A 21,089-nucleotide genomic window follows, 5' to 3' on the forward strand; every position below is an offset into this window, starting at 1 on the left:
AACATATGTTTTATAAATTGAATATAAAAATATTACAAAGGTTTTAATAAAATAATATGTCAATTACGTAATTATATTTATGCAGTCAAAAAAGTCAAGAATGTTTGCAAAATTAGCAACGAAAAAAAAGTTATGCTAATTTCAACATATGTAACTCTAAAATTGCTAAACTCTATATAGAATAAAAAACTCAATTCAAATATCATGAAAGGAGGTTTAAGTATGACTATTGTTAGAACTGGTAAGGCTTATAATCAACCATGTGATGTTAACTTCTTCTGTAAAATAAAAAAATAACAATTAAAAATTGAGTGTACATTACATTAAAATCATATTACAAATAGGTAAAAAAGTCAAAATGTTTGAAAAATTAACAATGAAAAAAAGTTATAATCAACCATGTGATGTTAACTTCTTCTGTAAAATAAAAGGGTAAAAGAATGGAGTACTAAATAATACATCATTGAAAGCATTTTTTTATGTTGATTGAGTAGTATCTATGCTTGTTATATCTTTATAACAAGCATAGATGGTTTACTAGGAGGTGGTTATATGGAATTAAGTCAATATAGTATATTAACGAAAAAAGGAAATGATTATTTATTAATTAATACTAAAACTGGCTATGTCGTGAAAATATATGGTGACATTGAAAAGTTGAAATTTGAAAAAATTATAAATACGAAATTTGATTTCGATGATTCTGATAATTTCTATTCTGAATTATTAGAAATGGGTTTTATCGTTGAAGATTTTAAAAATGAGTTTAAACAAGTGAAAAGTAATTTTGATTATTATTTTTCATCAGATTATTTTTTAAGGTTAACTTTAATAGTGACAGAAAATTGTAATTTTAAATGTAAATATTGTTATGAGGAACATAATAATATTTCTTTTACTAAAGAATTATATAATGCAATATATAATACTATCGAAACTGGTATTGTTAATGGTAGATATAAGAATATAGAAATTAATTTTTTTGGTGGTGAGCCAATGCTTCAATATTCACCTATAATAGATTTTTTAAAAAAATTAAACGAACTAATTTTAGAACATAGAGATGTAAACCTTTCATGTACTATGGTTACAAATGGATATTTTTTAACATTACCTAAATACGAAATTTTATCTAAATTAGGAATAAAAAATTACCAAATAACAGTTGATGGTATGCAAAAAGACCATGATTTATATAGACCATTAGTAAATGGTGAAGGAACTTGGAGTATAATTATAAACAATTTAAAAGATATATTAAAAAGCAAGGTGAAATCAAACATTTATTTACGTAGCAACATTAATAGTGATATATCAAAAAAATATTTTGACTTTCTATATTATATTAAGAAAAACTTAGACAATAATTTTATATTGCAACTAAGTCCTATTAAAAAGTTTAGTGAAAATGTAATTGGATGTAGTAATGATGAAAATATTGATGAAATTATTACTTCAATATACGATAAAAGCAAAGAATTAAATATAAAAACTATGATGCAACATGGATTAGATTTTGGTTGTATGGCATGTAAAATGGCATTACCTAATAGCTATGTTATTGATCCTTATGGGAATCTTTCTAAATGTAGTGTTTATTTTAAAGATGATATAACAAAAGTCGGTAAAATTATGGAAGATGGGTTATTACTTTTTAATGAAAAATTATCTTTATGGGATAATGATAAATTAGATTCGAAATGTGAGAACTGCAAACTATTTCCACTTTGTGGGAATAGAAGTTGTCCATACGTAAAAATAAAAAGTCTCAATTCTGAAAGTTGTGAACCGAATAAGAATATAGATACGATTAAAAAATTAGCTATGAAAGGATTGATATAATGAAAAAAAATAATAGTTATTTAAGTCTAAAAAGAAATATAGAAGGAATTTTCCCTCATCAAGTTGCTTCTTATTTTTTATCTGTGATAAACGCTCTATTAAACACCTATTTAATACTGTTAATGCAAAAATTAATTGATTCAGTATCAACTAATAGCGATATTACTCCTATTTTAAAGAGATTTGGGATAGTAATTTTACTATTCCTTATAGAAACATTTATAAATCAGTATTTTTTCAGAGAAACAACTATATTAGGTAGTAATAAAGTACAAACAATCTTATTTGATAAATTATTAAATAAAGATATAAGTTTTTTCTCAAAACAACAAACCGGAGCTCTCAATTCTTTGCTGACTAATGATGCTGAAAATGTTGCAGATTGGATGTCTTCTGGAGTGTTAATAATGCTGATACAATCAACATCTTTTATAATAACATTAGGACTAATGGTTAGATATAGTTTAATCGTAACTTCTATTTTGGTAGTACTTATTGTAGTTTGTTTTTTAGGGACAAATATTGTATCTAATTCCATATCAAAAGCTACTGAAAAATCCTATGAAATTAAAGGTGAGGTAAATCAATTTATATTAGAAAGTTTAAAAACAGTAAATGTTATAAAGGTGCTTAAAAAAGAAGGTTATTTTTATAATAGATTTAGCCAATTAGTCAATGAGAAAAAATTTAAAGTTGATAGAAAGGTAGCTGCACTTTATGCTGTATATATTTCTATTTATGCTATGCTTTCGTGGATAGTGCCTTTTGTGGCTATTGGTCTAGGTGTTTGGTTGACGGCTCAAGGGAAATTAACAATAGGTACTGTAATAGCACTTTATGCATTGGTAGGCAGACTTCAAGAACCAGTTCGAATTTTAGCTGAATCCATTAGCGATAAAAAGGTCGCAATGAAACTAGCAGACAGACTAAATATAATATTAAATAATGACAGAAAAAAGGAAGGAGAAAGAGAAATTTCAGGTTTTGAAGTATTAGATGTCAACATACCTTCTTTTTCATATGACGAGAAGGAGATATTAAAGGATTTAAACATTGAAATCAAGCCTAGTGATGTATTAATTGTAAAAGGTGAAAGTGGTAGCGGAAAATCAACTTTAGCAAATCTTATAATGGGAATTTTGCCTTTTGATAAAGGAAATATTAAAATAAATGGTGATAATATTAAAAGTATTAATAAAAGTTCATGGTGGGAACATGCTTTAATCCAAGGACAAGATCAATTAATATTAGAAGGTACCTTATATGAAAACTTAACATTAGGTGATGAGTATACAGACAATGAAATTAACGAAGTCATTTCTATAGTTTGTCTAGATGATTTTGTAAATGAATATGGTTTAAATTACAAAATTGATGAAAGTGGTAAAAATATAAGTGGAGGTCAGAAACAACGTATTTCTTTGGCGAGAATTTTATTGAGGAAGCCAAAATTATTGATAATGGATGAGCCAACATCTGCTCTCGATGCTGAAACATCTAATCGATTAGTTCAAAACATTATAGAGTTTGCAAATGAAAATGATATGGCTCTATTAATAATATCTCATGGAGATGAATTTGATAAATATGCCACTTCCCAATTAAACTTAGCATATTAAAAGAATCAATAAATATAGCCCCCGGCACTAACTTACTAACCTTTGGTGACAAAAGTAACCTTATCAACTGTTGACATTGTCGACAAAATATGATAACATTTGCAATGGAAATTAAGCCATGAAGGCTTTAACGTTTAATGACTACGGATAATAACCCATGAAGGGATGTTTAAAAGACAGCTCTATTCATGGGTTGTTTTTTTGTCTAAAAAGTAAAAAAATGCAAATTGTATACATAAGAAATTAAGGAGTGAATTGGATATGAATCAGGAAGTGTATGCAAAAAATAAGACACATAATACTGGCCAATATAAAAAATTTATAAGAAAAAAAAGGCTTATAATTTTAGGCTTAATTGTTTCAGTTCTTGTTTTGGCTGTTTTGGCAATTAATGCTGGTTCTTCAAAGCTTAATCCAAAGCAGGTTTTGGATGCAATACTAGGAAAAGGTAGCGATATTTCAGATATAGTAATTTGGCGTATACGTTTACCTAGGGTTTTAGCTGGGATAATTGCAGGAGCAGGTTTGTCAGTAGCTGGTTGTGTAATGCAAAACAATTTAAGAAATCCTTTGGCTTCTCCATCAACTTTGGGGATATCAAATGCAGCGGCATTTGGAGCAAACTTGGCTATTATAGTATTTGGTGCTGGTAGCACTCATAGTTCTAGTGCGGATGCTGTAAATATAAGCAATCCATATTTAGTTACTATTTCTGCTTTTGTATGTGCTATGGCAGCAGTTTTTATTGTAATAATGCTTGCAAAGTTGCGTGGATTTAGGCCAGAAGCTATAGTTTTAGCAGGAATAGCAATTGGTTCTCTTTTTTCCGCTGGAACTATTTTAGTTCAGTACTTTGCACAGGATACAAAAGTAGCAGCAGCAGTTTTTTGGTCTTTTGGAGATCTTGGTCGAGTTTCTTGGAAAGAAGTAATCATTTTGGCATGTGTTGTTGGTTCATCAATAATATATTTTATGTTTAGAAGATGGGATTATAATGCTTTTGACAGTGGTGAAGAATCTGCAAAAAGTCTTGGTGTTAATGTAGAAAGAGTACGTTTTGAAGGGATGTTAATATCATCTTTAATTACTGCAGTTGCAGTTTCATTCCTAGGCATTATCGGATTTATTGGACTTATAGGGCCTCAAATAATGAGAAGGTTTATAGGAGGGGATCATCGTTTCTTGATCCCAGCTTCAGCACTTATGGGTTCATTAATTCTTTTATTATCTGATACTGTAGCAAGAACAATTATTGCACCAGTGGTATTACCTGTAGGTGTTATTACATCTTTTCTAGGGGCACCATTGTTCTTATATTTATTAATAAGGGGGTATGAAAATTGACGATTTTGTCTGTTAATGGATTGGAATTTAAATACTCTAGTCATTCAGTTTTAAACGGTGTATCTTTTTCTTTGGAAAAAGGAGAATGTTTAGCTATACTCGGAACAAATGGAACTGGAAAATCCACCTTATTAAAATGTCTAAACAGAATTTTAAAGCCGCAAATGGGTACTGTTCTTATTGAGGATAGTGATATTAAGGAATTGAATAGGATAGAATTGGCGAAAAAAATAGTCTATGTTTCTCAAAATGGTAGAAGTTCTAGAAGTACTGTTTTTGACACAATACTACTGGGAAGAAAACCATATATAAAATGGGACGTTACAAAAAATGATTTAGATATAGTAAATAATGTTATTAAAACCCTAGGTCTTGAGGATTATTCCTTGAGATATACAGATGAGTTAAGTGGTGGAGAACTTCAAAAGGTATTGATAGGAAGGGCACTTGCTCAGGAGCCAGAGGTACTTATGCTTGATGAACCTACAAGTAGCCTTGACTTAAAAAATCAACTAGAAGTAATAAATATAATAAAAGAAATAGTTAGGGAAAAACAAATAGCTGCTATAGTGACAATACATGATTTAAATTTAGCACTTAGATTTGCAGATAAGTTTATGTTTCTAAAGGATGGTAAGGTTTTTACTGCTGGGGGAATGGAGATAATGACTCCTGAAAATATAGAAAAGGTTTATTCAGTGCCTGTAAACATTGAAACATATAATAACAATCCAGTTGTAATACCTTTGTAAAATATGAACTTAAAATAGAAAGAAGGTGAATTAGAATGATGGATGTAGAATTTTTTAAATCACAATGGCAAAAGGCTGTAGAAAAATCTATATATCTTAGCTCATGCAATAGTGCTAGAACAACAAATGCACAAAAAATAGCAAATTTCTGGGATGATAAATCTGCTAAATATGATGATTCATGTGCTCAAGATTATAGAAGGGTAGAGAAGGTATTAGATATATTACACAATGAAAATTATATTAACAAAGAATCATCTGTTCTTGAAATAGCAAGTGGAACTGGGATATATACAATACCAATTTCAAAGTGTGTAAAGGATGTAGTTACAATAGATATTTCTAAAAAGATGATAGAAGTTCTTAATGAAAAAGCTAATAAAGCTGGGGCTAAAAATATAGCACCTTTAAATGAAAATTGGAATGAATTAAATTTAAAGGAAAAGGGACTTTATAAAAAATTTGATTTAGTATTGTCAGCGCTTAATCCTTCAATAAAAGACTTTGATGCTCTAAATAAAATGAATGAGGCTTCAAAGGGAGCCTGTTGTCTTGTGAGTTGGGCAGGTCCTGTTGAAGACAAAGTAGCTAGTGATTTAAGTAGTATAATATTGGATGAAAAAGATAGTAAAAAACTACAGAGAAGAGCGTTCGATATAATATATTCATTTTCTATATTATACTCAATGGGATATTTCCCTAAAATTGATTATGTAGATTTTGGTTATACAATTGAGGAAAGTTATGATGAGGCAGTAGATAGACTGTGTAAAAAATACTCTGCTTATGTTGATGAAAATATAAAAGTAAAAGATAAAATCACTAAATACATAGAGGAAAATATAGTTGATGGAGTATTTAGAGAGTCTTTAAAATCAAAGATAGGCATAATTACTTGGCAAGTTAAAAATATATAAGGGAGGAAAATTATATGAAAAAGAGAATTATATCACTGTTAATGATTATGTGTATGGCTATGACATTATTAACTGGATGCGGTTCAAAACCAGCTAATGATGCTGACGGTGAAGTTAAAACAGAGGCTGGTGAAGCTAAAGAAGCTAGTGAAAGTATTACCGTAACAGATATGCTTGGTAGGGAAGTAACAATAGAAAATGGAGTAGCAGAAAAGGTTATTGCAAATAATTCTGGAGCATTGAGATTATATTGCTATGTTGGAAGCATAGATAAATTAGTTGGGGTACCAGAAAGAGAAAAAAAGGATTCTAGAAGAAGACCATATGCATTGGCAAATCCAGGAATAGTTGAGATCCCTAGTTTTGGTCAAGGTAGTGGCAGTAATGGTGATGATTTTGAAAAGATATTAGAACTTAATCCAGATGTAATTTTTGCTATTGATGATGATAAGGCTAATCTTGATAAGATGCAAGAAAAGCTTGGGATTCCTGTAGTTGCTTTAAGTTATGGGACAGGAGTTATATTTGATGAAGATGTATATGATTCTTTAAAGCTTATTGGAGAAATTATAGGTGAGGAAGAAAGAGCAAACGAAGTAGTTGAATACATGGAAGAGTGTAAAAAAGATTTAAATGATAGAACAAAAGATATACCAGATGACCAAAAATTAACTGCTTATGCAGGTGGCTTAGCATGGAGTGGTTCTCATGGAATTGAAAGTACTAGAGAAAATTATCCTTTGTTTGATGCAGTAAATGCTAAGAATGTAGTTCAAGGGATAGGTCAAGATGGTGCTATTATGATAGATAAGGAAAAGTTACTTGAATGGAATCCAGATAGAATATTTATTGATTTAGCAAGTTTTTCTCTTGTCCAAGAAGACTATATGAAAAACCCAGAATACTATAAATCATTAGATGCTTTTAAAAATGGTGAAGTATATTCTCAATTACCTTATGTTTGGTGTTGGGTTAATGTTGATACAGCTATGGCTGATGCTTATTATATAGGAAAAGTTTTATATCCAGAACAATTTAAGGATGTTGATCCTGCGGAAAAAGCAGACGAAATTTATGAGTTCCTTGTTGGAAAAGGAGTTTACTCAGAAATGGTAGAAGAAGATGGTGGATTCCAAAAGATAACACTAGAAGATTTAGAAAATATAGAAGTAGAAAAGTAAATATTGGTGGGAGATGTTAAGTTATTAGTTGGTGGTGTATATTTGGTAATATAAGGTGACAGAATGGTTATTCTGTCACCTATTCTTTTTTTATGGATGAGTTGATATAATATATAGAAAAGGGGGACTGAACATGATACTAATATTAAACTGCTTATTAGAAGAAAAGAGTGTCAATGATTTTAATAAAGCTATGAAAAAACATCTTGGAAACTTACCTATTAACTATGAAATCATCAGAGTAAGAGAAGCAGGTAAAATAGCCAACTTGAATGTATATTCTCATCTAATAATATCTGGCTCTGGAGCTTCACCTGCAGAAGATAATCCTTGGAATTCTGACCTTGAAAAGATAATAAAACATTTTGTAAACAATAAAAAGCCAATACTTGGAATATGCTATGGACATCAATTTCTTGTTAGAGTATTAGCTGGAGTAGATCATGTAAGAAAAGCTGAAAAGGGAGAAATAGGTTTTGCAAGTATTGATATTGATGACAATGAGATATTTAATGGAATAGTAGATCCTGTATTTAGTGTAGCTCATTATGAAGAAGTATTTGATTTAAATGAAGATTTTAAGATAATAGCTAGAAATAAAAATTGTGCAGTTCATGCATTTCAATATAAAAACTTGCCAATTTGGGGCACTCAATTTCATCCAGAATATGGTCCAGAAGATACAAGGGCTAATATCAACGAGTATAGAGAAAAGGACCCTGATTTTGAAAAATACTATATCTATGATTTAGAAGATGAGAAAAAAACAATTCAAAACAAATTGATATTTGATAACTTTATAAGTTCTAATAAGATATGTTTAAGACCTCATCATCTAATGTGCATACAATCTTATATAGGTAAGGGATATAGTGAAGAATTTGTAAAAAATATGGATATTGTTGTTGGAAGTTTAAGAGAAAACAAAGATCAAATTATTAGATTAGTTGAAGGAAATGATCATGTTTGTAGCCATTGCCCTCATAATATAGACGGAAGAAAGTGTGAATCAGATGAAAAGGTAGTCACAATGGATAGAAAGGTACTTAAGTATTTAGAAATTACTCCAGGAGAGTATAGTTATAGTCAATTATTCAATAGGCTAAAAGAAAAATTGACTGACGAAGCCTTCAGAGATATCTGTGGAGACTGTGAATGGTATGAACTTTGCCATTAACTTATTGCCATATAATAAGGAGAGGAATTCTATGAAAATCAAAAAAATGATAGCACCTATAATAATTACTTGCTTATTGTTATTATATTTTTTCTTGTATATTTTAGGGATTATTAATATTCCTAGTCAGTTATGGGTAAAAATAATTATGCTAATAATTCCATTAGGGCTAATGGGAGTCAGCATATTTGTTTTAGTTGAAAGAATAAAAGAGATAAGGAGTGGTGAAGAAGATGATCTTAGTAAATACTGATTATTATAATGACAAAGAACTAGAAATGCTTGGACTTGTTAAGGGTAGTACAATTCAAAGTAAAAATATTGGAAGAGACATAACCCAAGGGTTTAAGACTATTGTAGGAGGAGAGCTTAAGGCATATAATGAAATGATGAATGATGCAAGAGCACTTGCTACAAAGAGAATGGTTGAAGAAGCTGAGGAACTAGGAGCAGATGCAATAATAAACATTCGCTATGCATCCTCTGCAATAATGCAAGGAGCAGCAGAAGTTATAGCCTATGGAACAGCAGTAAAATTTAAATAATTAATCAAAACCCACTATGGTGGGTTTTTTGGTAATTATCATTATATTGTCAACTTAAATATTGTCCTCTGGCACAAACTTAGTGCTAGAGGACAATATTTATTATTGACAAAAAAGTCAAACAGGCATATACTTAATTACATAAGTAACTAACTATATAACTATATATCAAATATGGGGGTGGTAAATTGCTTGATTTAAATTCAGACAAATCTATTTATATACAAATTGCAGAATCGATAGAAAATGAGATACTTTTGGGAAATTTAAAGGAAGAGGATCAAGCACCGTCAACAAATGAATTTGCTAAAGTTTATCAAATAAATCCAGCTACAGCAAGAAAAGGGCTCAATCTTTTAGTTGATGAGGAAGTACTTTACAAGAAAAGAGGACTTGGGATGTTTGTAGCAAAGGGAGCAAAAGCAAAGATCTTAAAGAAAAGGCAAAATGTTTTTTTCAAAGAGATTCTTCCAGAGATTATTTTAGAAACTCAAAGACTTGAGATATCAATAGATGAATTAATCAAATATTTAATAGATTATGAGGGAGGGGAATAATTTGCTTGAAATCAAAAATCTAAATAAAGCCTATGGTAAAACCCAAGTGCTAAAAGATGTGAATATTACCATTGAAGATAATAAAATCTATGGATTACTAGGTAGAAATGGAGTTGGGAAAACTACACTATTAAACATAATATCTAGTCAAATACTAAGACATAGTGGAGAAGTATTATTAGACAATGAGGATGTATTTGAGAACGCTAAGGCTATGGAACAAATCTGTTTTGTAAAAGATAGGGGGATAGCTTTTGAGGAAAATAAGATAAAAGAATTATTTAAAATGGCTAAATTTATATACAAGGATTGGGATGATGAATATAAGAATTACTTGGTTAAGGAATTTAATTTAAATACTAATAAGAAATATGAAAAACTTTCTAGGGGATATCAAACAATAGTAGGTTTAATAATAGGTTTAGCCTCAAGGTCAAGAATTACAATATTTGATGAACCTTCTCTTGGTCTGGACGCAGCATTCAGATACAAATTCTATAATTTACTTCTTGAAGACTATGAAAAGAATCCTAGAACTATAATCATATCTACCCATTTAATTGATGAGGTAAATAATTTGTTTGAAGAGATTATAATATTGTCAGAAGGAAAAGTAATGCTTAAAGAGGAAACAGATTTTCTAATGGAAAGTGCTTATTTTCTAAGTGGAAAAGAAGAAAATCTTTTAGAAATTATAAATACCAAAAAAATTATTAGCAGAGAAGAGTTTGGAACAACAGTAATATTAGGGATTTTTGATAATTTAAGTGAAGATGAGATACAAGATTTAAAAAATAAGGGAATAGAAATAAGCCAAATACCACTGCAAAAGCTGTTTGTCTATTTAACAGAACAAAATGTTTTAAAGGAGGAAAACATATAATGGATTCAACTAAAAGAATGATAAAATTTCAAAATTATGGAGATAGAAAATCTTTGGAAGTATTTTGGCTTATTATGATAGCAATAAATATATTTAGCTATATTTTGAATTATTATATTGGTACGAATTCTAAGGCGTTTTATTTTTCAATAGGCAATAGTAGTACAATGTCAGTTGCTGGTCTTAATGTATCAGTAGCATTTATATATCTATTGGTAGTAGGAATATGTATGTACTATAAATATTTTCCTATAGCAATTGGATTTAGTGTTACACGAAAATCTTTTTATAAATCGGTTATTGTAAGTAATATTACTACCTGCTTAACCATGGCAATTATAAGTGGTTTATTACTCAAAGTTGATAGATTTATTATAGCCGCAATTGGAAGAGAGGCATTAGTTGATTTTGCATTTTTTAACATTGTAGATGATAATATCATATACATTATATTTTCTCTATTTATTCAATTTTTAATTACAATATCTATATCTAATTTCTTTGGAGTACTTTTATATAGATTAGGGGCAGTTAAATTTTGGGGTGGAGTTTTGCTTTTATTTATTGTTATCCAATCTAATCATTTTAAAATAGTAAAAAACATCTTAGATAGTTTAGGAAAGATATTTACTACTAGAATTACACCTATTAATTTAATATACTTACTTATAATAGGTTTGATACTTTATTCTCTAGGCTATTTTATTATTATGAGAACCGATGTAAAAGTTGGGGCAGGGGAAAAAAGTTGAAAAGATGTCTAGTAAGTTAGTGCCGGTGGCTAATATTTAATTTGGACAAAACATATAAAACAAACAAATACACCCCACATCCTAATAATAAACTCAATGTAAAAATAATTTTATAGCTAATATTAAAACCAATCTCCAAAAAAATCCTCATAAAAAATATCATAAAGGTTGCTGAAACTAAAGGTTTTAGGATTATATCCATATAATCTACTTTTAATTTCAGCATATTTTTTAATACAAAAAAGTTTAATATGCAAATAATTATACTGGACAAATAAAATCCAATAAAAAAGCTGTTTATTCCAAACCTTGGGTTACTTACCAATAAACATGCTGAAATTTGAATGATTGTTCCTATTAATCTATTTATAGATGAATATACTTGTTTATTTAGACCGTTGAGTATATCACAAAGAATATTTTGCAAAGACAAAAATACTGTATTGTAACTCATAATATAAATAAACTTACCTAATTCCAAATCATCATATAAAAATCTTGCCAAAGAATTGGGGAAAAACACATACAAGCTAGTTAAAGGAATAGAAAATAAAAAAGTTATTTTGATTGAAGTCAAAATTTGTTCTTTAACTGTGCGATAATTTTTAGAGGACATTTCCCCTGATAAATTGGGAACCATAATAAGCCCCATAGCGGAAGTAATCATAAAGGGCAATGAAATTAAAGGCATAGCCATTCCCATAATCCTACCAATAACCTCCATAGCATCTGAATTTGAAAATCCTATTTCAATTAATTTCTTCGGTACTAAAGTAGTGGTAGCAAATCTTGACGACATAGCTAATAAATTAGAGAACCCAATGGGTATTGCAATGGTAGAAATTTTAGCTAATATGTGGGTTTTACTGATTTTTTGATATGTATTAAAGGTAAATTTACTTTTCATTTTTCTTTTATTAAAAATAAGATAAAGTAAATTAATGCACTCTCCTAAACTAATGCCAATGATGGGAATCATGGCACCATAATAGGGTTCTATAGTCTGTACATAATAAATCATGCTTAATACAAGAAGTAATTTAGGCAGGTATTCTAAAATTTGTGAAATGCTTGGAACCTTTATTATATTTAATCCATAATAATAGCCCCTTAAAACAGAACCAATAGAAATTAACACAATGGCTGGTATTAGAAGATATATATGTATAAACATATTTTCATCTTTAAATATTATTAGAGCAATAGTCTTGCCAAAAATAATTAAAAATATAGTCAATATTCCTGAAATAGCACAGACTATAAAAAGAGCCATATTAAAAATTTTATTAATTCTATAGCTATTGTTTCTGGAATTTTCCATTGCTACTAGTTTAGATACTGCTGTAGGAATTCCTCCTATGGAAATCACCAAGGCAATCATCAATATTGACATAGCCATTTGAAACAATCCCATGCCTTCCGCACCAATAAATTTAGCTAATTTTATATTATAATTAAAATCCATAATCATTATTATGAAATTTACTAAAACTATAAAAAAAGAGCTATAGATAAACTTATTTTTATTCAAAAAACCACCTCAGAGTTACAAAATATATTTATCTATATGCATAGAATTAATGAATTATATTTCAAAAGTTAGTAAGTTAGTGCCGGGGGCAAATATTTAATTTGGTCGTAACATTCGTTACCGAATTTACATAAAAAAAAGGTTAAACTAATATTAGCTTTAGAAGGAGGCGTTAAAATGGGAAAATACTTTGACTATAATGATTCCATTTATGATATTACAAATAGATATCCAGAGACATTGGATTTATTTATCACAAATGGATTTGAAAATATGAGAGACGAAAAAATGAGAGAAATCTTTGGAAAGTCTATTACCTTGGAAATGGCATTGTCTATGAAAAAGATAAATATTGATACTTTTGTTGATAGAATGATTGAAATAATCGAGGAAAATAAAACTGTTGTAGATGATAGCTTGATTTCAACAAATAAGAATACTAACGCAGATGTGAGAATTGACGGAGTTATTCCATGTCCTGTAAGAATACCACTAATGGATGCTTTTAATACTTGGATGGAGGAAAAGTGGAATAAGCTAAATATATCTGTTGACTATGAACTAAAAGCTGCATCAAGTGGAGTAGTTTGGATAAAGAATACATTAGAAGAGGCTGATTCAGAAGATGTTCTATCAGATATATTTATATCTGCAGGATTCGATTTATTCTTTGACACTAAACTTATGGGAAAATTTAAATCACAAGGTGTATTTGAGGATATGACTGGATTTGATAAGTTTAATTCTGATTTTGACAATGAGTATATTGACTTAAAAGACCCAGATAGACAATACTCCATTATTGGAGTTGTTCCAGCAGTTTTTCTTGTTAATACTGAAGAATTAGGCGGAAGGAAGATGCCAAGTAGTTGGGAAGATATATTGAGTCTAGAATTTGAAAATGCAGTTAGTTTGCCTATTGGGGATTTTGACTTATTTAATTCAATTTTACTAAACATATATAAAAAGTTTGGTGAAGATGGCTTAAGAAGACTAGGGAAATCACTTCTTAGAAGTATGCACCCATCTGAAATGGTTAAATCACATATAAAAAAGGATAATAAACCTGTGGTTACGATTTTGCCATACTTTTTCACTAAGATGATCAAAAGAGGTGGCCCGATGGTTCCAGTATGGCCAAGTGATGGAGCTATTATTAGTCCAATATTTTTATTGGCTAAGAAGTCAAAGAAAGATTTAGTTAAGCCTTTTGTAGATTTTTTTGCATCAAAAGAGGTTGGAGAGATATTAGCACACAATGGAAGATTCCCAAGCACTAATCCAATGGTAGACAATATGATTTCAGCAGAGCATAAGTATATGTGGTTAGGATGGGATTATATAGTGGAAAATAATATTGGCCAATTGATAGCAAAATGTGAGGATATATTTCATAAGTCAATATGAGGAGGGATAGAATGAACTTGGTTACATTTTCAGGTCCTCCATCTTCAGGGAAGACCTCGATAATATTAAAGACCATCGAAGCGTTAAAGAGTAGAAATATTTCTGTAGGGGTAGTTAAATTTGATTGCCTCTATACAGATGATGATATATTGTACGAAAAGGCCAATGTTCCTGTAAAAAAGGGACTATCTGGTTCCCTTTGCCCAGACCATTTCTTTGTAAGCAATATAGAAGAAGTGGTTCAGTGGGGAAAAAGCGTAAAGCTTGATCTGTTGATTACAGAAAGTGCAGGACTTTGCAATAGATGTTCTCCTTATATTAAGGGAATAGAGTCAGTTTGTGTAATAGACAATTTAAGTGGAATAAATACTCCTAAGAAAATTGGGCCAATGCTTAAATCAGCAGATATTGTAGTAATTACAAAAGGAGACATTGTATCTCAAGCAGAAAGAGAAGTATTTTCTTCTAGAGTTAATTCTGTAAATCCAAAAGCAATAACTATGCATGTAAATGGTCTAACAGGACAAGGTGCTTATGAACTTAGCACTCTCCTTTATGATGAAAATGCAAATATAGAGACAGTTCAAGGGAGAGAATTAAAATTCCCTATGCCATCAGCATTGTGTTCATATTGTCTAGGGGAAACAAGAATTGGTGAAGACTATCAAATGGGTAATGTGAGAAAGATGAAATTAGGTGATGACGATGAATAATAGACTAATAGATACAATTACAATAAGAGAACTTATAGAAAAATATCCTTTTGTAATAAACTACTTTAGCAATAATAAATTAAATGTTGAAGGATATGAAAATCATAGTTTCAAAGAATATTTAGCTCATTTCACAGATGAAGAAATAGAGGAATGGGCAATTGATACTGTTGTATTGTTGGAAGGGCTAATAGAATATATCAATCAAATGGTAGAGTTTCTTGGAATAGAGGAAGACAAAGGGGTAGAGAGTTTAACCATATTAGCAGGTAAGGACAAAAGTGGAAATAGGGAAGGATTTGAAGAGTTAAATATAAATAGAGGAGAGATAGTCTCAATCGTAGGGCCAACGGGTTCAGGTAAGAGTAGGTTACTTGCAGATATTGAATGGGCAGCACAAAATGATACTCCTACTGGAAGATCTATTTTAATTAACAATGAAGTGCCTGATAAGAAATGGAGATTTTCTTCTAATAATAGACTTGTAGCACAACTTTCACAAAATATGAATTTTGTAATGGACTTGACTGTAGCTGAATTTTTAGAGCTCCATGCAAAGAGTAGAATGGTGGAAAGTGTAGAGGAAGTTGTGAAAAACATCATAGAGGCAGCAAATAATCTAGCAGGAGAAAAGTTTGACCTAAGCACTCCAATTACCAGCTTAAGTGGTGGTCAGTCAAGGGCTTTAATGATAGCAGATACGGCAATTTTGAGTTCATCTCCAATAGTGTTAATAGATGAAATTGAAAATGCAGGAATAGATAGAAAGAAGGCATTAAAACTGTTAGTAAGTAGTGACAAAATTGTTTTAATGGCTACTCATGATCCACTATTAGCACTAATGGCGGATAAGAGAATTGTAATAAAAAATGGTGGAATAAATAAAATAATTGATACTAGCAGTGAGGAAAAAGAAGTACTTTCTCAACTTGAAAAAATGGATGCTGTTATTCAAGAAATGAGAAACAGCCTTAGAAACGGACATTTAATAAGTTAGTAAGTTAGTACAGGGGGCGAATATTTAAATTGGCTAGGCAAAAAAATTAAGCTAACAGGGGGAAAATATAAAAAAAGATGCGCTAGGAACTGTCCTAGTGCATCTTTTTAATCTTACTATTTATAAAATACATGTTCACCAATTTTTGTTACATATGTTTTATTGTTTACAATCCATTTACCTTCTGCTTTTTTAGGATTGAAAAAATAAGTAGCATTTCCTACTGGCTTTTTACCACTTAATGCTTCTTTTGCTGCTTTTATACTTTCTTCTGATGGAGTATTGTATATAGTTCCCTCTGCTACAGGACTAAATTGGGGAATGTTTTGATAGTATTCAAATATTACGCCCTTCACAGTATTTGGGAAACTACTTGATGCTACTCTGTTTAGTATTACACTTCCTACAGCAACCTTTCCATTATAAGGCTCACCTTGTGATTCCGCATGTATTATTCTAGAAAGCCAATACAAATCTGTTTCATTGGTATTTCTACTTAGGCTTGTCCCACGGGAAGATGTTGTGCTAGTAGATTTTGCGTATAATTTTGACTGAGTTTGTTTACCGGCAATTCCATCAACTTTAATCTTACTAGCTTTTTGAAATGCAATTACAGCTTTTCTAGTGTTTTTGCCGAATATACCATCAACTTTTCCAGCTGAAAACCCTTTGCTGTTTAGAGTTTTCTGAAGTAGAGATACTTTTTCACCTCTGCTACCAACCTTTAAGTTTGTGTAGCTTGAAGCAGCATGTACACTTGTTACGTTTAGCAAGATTAATAGTGAGAGGAATATGGGAACAACTCTCTTTAAACTTTTCTTCATAAGTAGTACACTCCTTCCTTATTTTGCTTCCGAAGTTAGCTGACGGGTTCGGGATGAAGGTTCCCTACCATAATACATGGATTAACCCCTTCTTGGTTCCTCCGTACCTAGAAAATCCAGGATTCAGCAAGTGTAGTTTTTGCATATTTAACATTATAGAAATCAATGATTGCAATGTCAACCGAGGAGAATAAATTACCGTTTATATGCCAAAAGTTAGTAAGTTAGTGCCGGGGGCAAACATTTATCTCTGTCAGTCGTCATAACATAGTGAAGAATATTTACTTTGTTTTGGGCAACAATATTAAGCCAGCTAGGGGAAAAGGGTAAAAATTTGTCTATCTGTAACGTTTGTTACCGAATCATATGGGTATATATATTAATATAGTTTTACAAAGAAAATATTGAGGAGGTTAGAAAATGAGTATGTTTTGTTATCAATGTCAAGAGACAGCAAAAGGTAAGGGTTGTACTATTCAAGGGGTATGTGGTAAGACTTCTGATGTAGCAAATTTGCAAGACTTATTAATTTACACACTAAAGGGAATATCTATTTTAGGATTAAAAGCTGATGAAATAAATATGTGTATACCAGAAGTAGACAAGATGCTAGTAGATGGACTATTCATGACAATAACAAATGCAAATTTTGATGAAGATAGATTTATTAAAAAGATCAAAGAAGCACTAAAAATTAGAGATGAACTAAAAGCTAAATTGGAAGTTAAGGGAGTTAAATTAGAAAAATTACATGATTCAGTAACTTGGACTGGAGAAACAGTTGAAGCTTTTGAAGCGAAGGCAGATAGTGTTCAAGTAGGAGTATTGGCAACGGAAAATGAAGATGTTCGTTCTCTTAGGGAGTTAATTACCTATGGAGTTAAGGGAATGGCTGCTTATGCAGAACATGCAGCTAATTTAGGTTTTGAAGATGAAGATATTTATAAATTTATAAGAAAGGCATTAGCAGCTACATTAGACGACAATCTTTCAGTTGATGAACTTATAGCACTTACATTAGAAACAGGTAAATATGGTGTAAATGTTATGGCTTTACTTGATAAGGCTAATACTACAGCTTATGGTAATCCAGAAATTACGGAAGTAAATATAGGAGTAAGAAACAATTCAGCAATACTTATATCAGGGCACGATTTAAAAGATATGGAAGAATTATTAGAGCAAACTAAAGGTACCGGTGTAGATGTTTACACTCATGGAGAGATGCTTCCAGCACATTATTATCCAGCATTTAAGAAGTATGAACATTTTGCAGGAAACTATGGTAATGCATGGTGGAAACAAAAAGAAGAATTTGAAAAGTTTAATGGGCCAATACTATTTACAACTAACTGTATAGTTCCACCAAAGGAATCCTATTCTGACAGAGTATATACTACTGGATCTTCAGGATATCCAGGATTTAAACATATTCCAGATAGAGTAAATGGAGAAGCTAAGGATTTCTCAGAGATCATAGAACATGCTAAGAGATTACCAGCACCTACTGAAATTGAAACAGGTAAAATTGTGGGTGGATTTGCACATGAACAAGTATTTGCATTGGCTGACCAAGTGGTTGAGGCTGTTAAGACTGGAGCAATAAAGAAGTTCTTTGTAATGGCTGGATGTGATGGTAGAATGAAGTCAAGAGAATACTATACAGAATTTGCAAAAGCACTTCCAAAGGATACAGTAATACTTACTGCAGGATGTGCAAAATATAAATACAATAAGCTAGATTTAGGAGATATAAATGGAATACCTAGAGTATTAGACGCAGGACAATGTAATGATTCATATTCATTAGCACTAATAGCACTAAAACTAAAAGAAATATTTGAATTAGAAGATGTAAATGAATTGCCAATTGCATACAATATAGCATGGTATGAACAAAAAGCTGTAATAGTATTGTTAGCATTATTATATCTAGGAGTTAAAAATATCCACCTAGGACCAACACTACCAGCATTCCTTTCACCAAATGTTGTCAATGTATTGGTTGAAAACTTCGGAATTGGTGGAATAACAAATGTAGAAGATGATTTAGCAATGTTTATGGCATAAAGAAAAGGGCTCTACTTATAAAGTAGGGCCTTTCTTAATGCCAAAAGTTAGTAAGTTAGTGCCGGGGGCAAATATTTATTCAAGTCATGATGGTTAGTAAGTTAGTTCCGTGGTAGAAAAATTTCTATCATTTTACTGAAAAGTTTGATATTATAGGATTAGTAGCGAAAGGAGGATGACAAAATGAAATTTAGTGATTATAAGTATGTTAGACCAGATGTAGAAAGTATAAGAAGTAAGTTTGTAAGCTTGATTGAAAGATTTGAAAATGCTTCAAATGTAGAAGAACAAAATGAAGTTATAAAAGAAGTAAACAAGATTAGAGAAGAAGTGGACACTCTAGGAAATTTAGCTTATGTAAGACATTCAATTGATACAGAAGATAAGTTTTATGAAGCTGAACAAGAATTTTTAGATGAAAATATGCCTCTATTTACTGAAGTAGTAGTTAAATACTATGAAGCATTGGTTAATTCAAAATTCAGAAGTGAACTTGAAGAAAAATGGGGAAAACATTTATTTAATTTAGCAGAAATAGAACTAAAGACTTTTTCACCAGAAGTGATTGAAGATTTAGTTAAAGAAAACAAACTTGTTAGCGAATATGACAAATTAGTTGCTTCTGCAAAGATAATGTTTGAAGGTGAAGAGAGAAATCTATCTCAAATGCAACCTTTTATGCAATCAAAGGATAGAGACACTAGAAAGAGAGCATATGAAGCATATATTAGTTTCTTTAATGAAAATGAAGATAAATTTGATGAAATATATGACAACTTAGTTAAGGTAAGAGATGGTATAGCTAAAAAACTTGGATTTAAGAACTTTGTTGAACTAGGATATGCTAGAATGTCCAGAACAGACTATGATGCAAATATGGTAGCTAATTATAGAAAACAAGTATATGAAGACTTGGTGCCAGTAGTAGCAGAACTTAAAGATAGACAGAGAATAAGACTTGGTCTTGATGAACTTAAATACTATGATGAACCATTAGAATTTACAACAGGTAATGCTATACCAAAAGGAGATCCAGATTGGATATTAGGAAATGGAAAGAAAATGTATGGAGAACTTTCTCCTGAAACTCATGAATTCTTCTCATTTATGGTAGAAAGAGAACTAATGGATTTAGTTAGCAAGAAGGGTAAAATGAGTGGAGGATATTGTACTTACTTCCCAGATTATAAGTCTCCATTTATATTCTCAAACTTTAACGGAACTAGTGGAGATGTGGATGTACTTACTCATGAAGCTGGACATGCATTCCAAGCTTATCTAAGCAGAGATATTGAAGTGCTTGAATATATGTCACCAACATTAGAGGCTTGCGAAATACACTCAATGAGTATGGAATTTATAACTTGGCCTTGGATGAAATTATTCTTCTTAGAAGATGAAGAAAAGTATAAATTCAGTCATTTAAGTGGAGCAGTAAACTTCATTCCTTATGGAGTTACTGTAGACGAATTCCAACATTTTGTATATGAAAATCCTTCAGCTACTCCTGAAGAGAGAAAAGCAAAATGGAGAGAAATAGAAAAGAAATATATGCCTTTCAGGGATTATGAAGACAATGATCTATTAAATAGAGGTGGATATTGGTTTAGACAAGGGCACATTTTCCAAGTACCTTTCTACTATATTGACTATACTCTAGCACAAGTATGTGCATTCCAATTCTGGATTAAGTTCAGAGAAGATAGAGAAAAAGCTTGGGCAGACTATGTAAAACTTTGCAAAGCTGGAGGAAGTATGCCATTTTCACAATTAGTTCAATACGCAGGACTTAAAGTTCCTTTTGAAGATGGATGTATAAAAGAAGTTGTAGGACCAATTAAAGAATGGTTAGACGGAGTTGACGATACAAAATTCTAATTAAGCAGTGAGTCAAGAGCAATCTCTTGACTCATTTTATTTGCATTAAAATACATATTATGTAGTAAACTATGGACGTGGTTGCAAAATTTAAAAATTG

19 protein-coding genes and 1 riboswitch are annotated in these 21,089 nt (G+C 30.6%); of the genes, 17 read left to right on the forward strand and 2 right to left on the reverse strand.

What is annotated here, in order from left to right:
• Nucleotides 1-552: 552 nt before the first annotated feature.
• From BQ9840_RS09820 to BQ9840_RS09875, 12 genes are all read left to right on the forward strand, one after another.
• On the forward strand, nt 553-1,842 hold the full coding sequence (locus BQ9840_RS09820; protein ID WP_077369618.1) for a radical SAM/SPASM domain-containing protein: 1,290 nt from the start codon (nt 553-555) through the stop codon (nt 1,840-1,842).
• Nucleotides 1,842-3,461 (forward strand): ABC transporter ATP-binding protein, encoded by a 1,620-nt coding sequence (locus BQ9840_RS09825; protein WP_077369619.1) that lies wholly within the window; start codon nt 1,842-1,844, stop codon nt 3,459-3,461. The genes BQ9840_RS09820 and BQ9840_RS09825 overlap by 1 nt, the downstream gene beginning before the upstream one ends.
• A gap of 261 nt (nt 3,462-3,722) precedes the next feature.
• Nucleotides 3,723-4,805 (forward strand): FecCD family ABC transporter permease, encoded by a 1,083-nt coding sequence (locus tag BQ9840_RS09830; protein WP_077369620.1) that lies wholly within the window; start codon nt 3,723-3,725, stop codon nt 4,803-4,805.
• The gene (locus tag BQ9840_RS09835; protein WP_200804919.1) at nt 4,802-5,557 is read left to right on the forward strand and encodes an ABC transporter ATP-binding protein; all 756 of its coding nucleotides are present in this window, start codon (nt 4,802-4,804) and stop codon (nt 5,555-5,557) included. The genes BQ9840_RS09830 and BQ9840_RS09835 overlap by 4 nt, the downstream gene beginning before the upstream one ends.
• A gap of 35 nt (nt 5,558-5,592) precedes the next feature.
• The gene (locus BQ9840_RS09840; RefSeq protein WP_077369621.1) at nt 5,593-6,474 is read left to right on the forward strand and encodes a class I SAM-dependent methyltransferase; all 882 of its coding nucleotides are present in this window, start codon (nt 5,593-5,595) and stop codon (nt 6,472-6,474) included.
• Nucleotides 6,475-6,488: 14 nt separating this feature from the next.
• Nucleotides 6,489-7,655, forward strand: coding sequence for an iron ABC transporter substrate-binding protein (locus tag BQ9840_RS09845; RefSeq protein ID WP_077369622.1), 1,167 nt, complete (start codon nt 6,489-6,491; stop codon nt 7,653-7,655).
• 133 nt (nt 7,656-7,788) lie between these two features.
• Nucleotides 7,789-8,832: a DUF1284 domain-containing protein gene (locus BQ9840_RS09850; protein ID WP_077369623.1), complete on the forward strand. Its 1,044-nt coding sequence runs from the start codon at nt 7,789-7,791 to the stop codon at nt 8,830-8,832.
• Nucleotides 8,833-8,863: 31 nt separating this feature from the next.
• The gene (locus tag BQ9840_RS09855; protein WP_077369624.1) at nt 8,864-9,085 is read left to right on the forward strand and encodes a hypothetical protein; all 222 of its coding nucleotides are present in this window, start codon (nt 8,864-8,866) and stop codon (nt 9,083-9,085) included.
• Complete coding sequence (locus tag BQ9840_RS09860; protein WP_042678896.1) at nt 9,066-9,377, forward strand: YbjQ family protein; 312 nt, start codon at nt 9,066-9,068, stop codon at nt 9,375-9,377. The genes BQ9840_RS09855 and BQ9840_RS09860 overlap by 20 nt, the downstream gene beginning before the upstream one ends.
• A 188-nt stretch (nt 9,378-9,565) precedes the next feature.
• Entirely contained in the window at nt 9,566-9,934 is a 369-nt protein-coding gene (locus BQ9840_RS09865; RefSeq protein ID WP_077369625.1) for a GntR family transcriptional regulator, read from the forward strand.
• 1 nt (nt 9,935) lies between these two features.
• A complete protein-coding gene (locus BQ9840_RS09870) occupies nt 9,936-10,817 on the forward strand; it encodes an ATP-binding cassette domain-containing protein (protein ID WP_159436140.1) in 882 nt (293 codons plus the stop codon).
• On the forward strand, nt 10,817-11,569 hold the full coding sequence (locus BQ9840_RS09875; RefSeq protein WP_077369627.1) for a hypothetical protein: 753 nt from the start codon (nt 10,817-10,819) through the stop codon (nt 11,567-11,569). The genes BQ9840_RS09870 and BQ9840_RS09875 overlap by 1 nt, the downstream gene beginning before the upstream one ends.
• 16 nt (nt 11,570-11,585) lie before the next feature.
• Here BQ9840_RS09875 and BQ9840_RS09880 read toward each other — a convergent pair whose 3' ends face one another.
• Nucleotides 11,586-13,100 carry an oligosaccharide flippase family protein gene (locus BQ9840_RS09880; protein WP_077369628.1) on the reverse strand — a complete coding sequence of 505 codons (1,515 nt, stop codon included), beginning with the start codon at nt 13,098-13,100 and terminating at the stop codon, nt 11,586-11,588.
• Nucleotides 13,101-13,277: 177 nt separating this feature from the next.
• On the opposite strand from BQ9840_RS09880, the gene BQ9840_RS09885 reads away from it, so the two are divergent.
• The 3 genes from BQ9840_RS09885 to BQ9840_RS09895 are packed head-to-tail and all read left to right on the forward strand — an operon-like array spanning nt 13,278 to nt 16,217.
• Nucleotides 13,278-14,507, forward strand: coding sequence for an ABC transporter substrate-binding protein (locus BQ9840_RS09885; protein WP_077369629.1), 1,230 nt, complete (start codon nt 13,278-13,280; stop codon nt 14,505-14,507).
• Nucleotides 14,508-14,518: 11 nt separating this feature from the next.
• The gene (locus BQ9840_RS09890; RefSeq protein ID WP_077369630.1) at nt 14,519-15,220 is read left to right on the forward strand and encodes a GTP-binding protein; all 702 of its coding nucleotides are present in this window, start codon (nt 14,519-14,521) and stop codon (nt 15,218-15,220) included.
• Nucleotides 15,213-16,217: an ATP-binding cassette domain-containing protein gene (locus BQ9840_RS09895; RefSeq protein ID WP_077369631.1), complete on the forward strand. Its 1,005-nt coding sequence runs from the start codon at nt 15,213-15,215 to the stop codon at nt 16,215-16,217. Before BQ9840_RS09890 ends, BQ9840_RS09895 begins: the two co-directional genes overlap by 8 nt.
• Nucleotides 16,218-16,333: 116 nt before the next feature.
• Here the strand turns inward: BQ9840_RS09895 and BQ9840_RS09900 are convergent, their stop codons facing one another.
• Nucleotides 16,334-17,041 (reverse strand): cell wall hydrolase, encoded by a 708-nt coding sequence (locus tag BQ9840_RS09900; RefSeq protein ID WP_077369632.1) that lies wholly within the window; start codon nt 17,039-17,041, stop codon nt 16,334-16,336.
• 8 nt (nt 17,042-17,049) lie between these two features.
• A riboswitch (cyclic di-AMP (ydaO/yuaA leader) is annotated at nt 17,050-17,180 on the reverse strand.
• Between the two features lie 281 nt (nt 17,181-17,461).
• Between BQ9840_RS09900 and hcp the strand changes: the two genes are divergently transcribed.
• Both hcp and BQ9840_RS09910 read left to right on the forward strand, forming a co-directional pair.
• Entirely contained in the window at nt 17,462-19,111 is a 1,650-nt protein-coding gene (gene hcp / locus BQ9840_RS09905; RefSeq protein WP_077369633.1) for a hydroxylamine reductase, read from the forward strand.
• Nucleotides 19,112-19,294: 183 nt separating this feature from the next.
• Nucleotides 19,295-20,989, forward strand: a complete 1,695-nt coding sequence (locus tag BQ9840_RS09910; protein ID WP_077369634.1) for a M3 family oligoendopeptidase — start codon at nt 19,295-19,297, stop codon at nt 20,987-20,989.
• Nucleotides 20,990-21,089: the final 100 nt, after the last annotated feature.

This window comes from Anaerosalibacter sp. Marseille-P3206, from assembly GCF_900155565.1.
Classification (GTDB): Bacteria; Bacillota; Clostridia; order Tissierellales; family Sporanaerobacteraceae; genus FUHM01.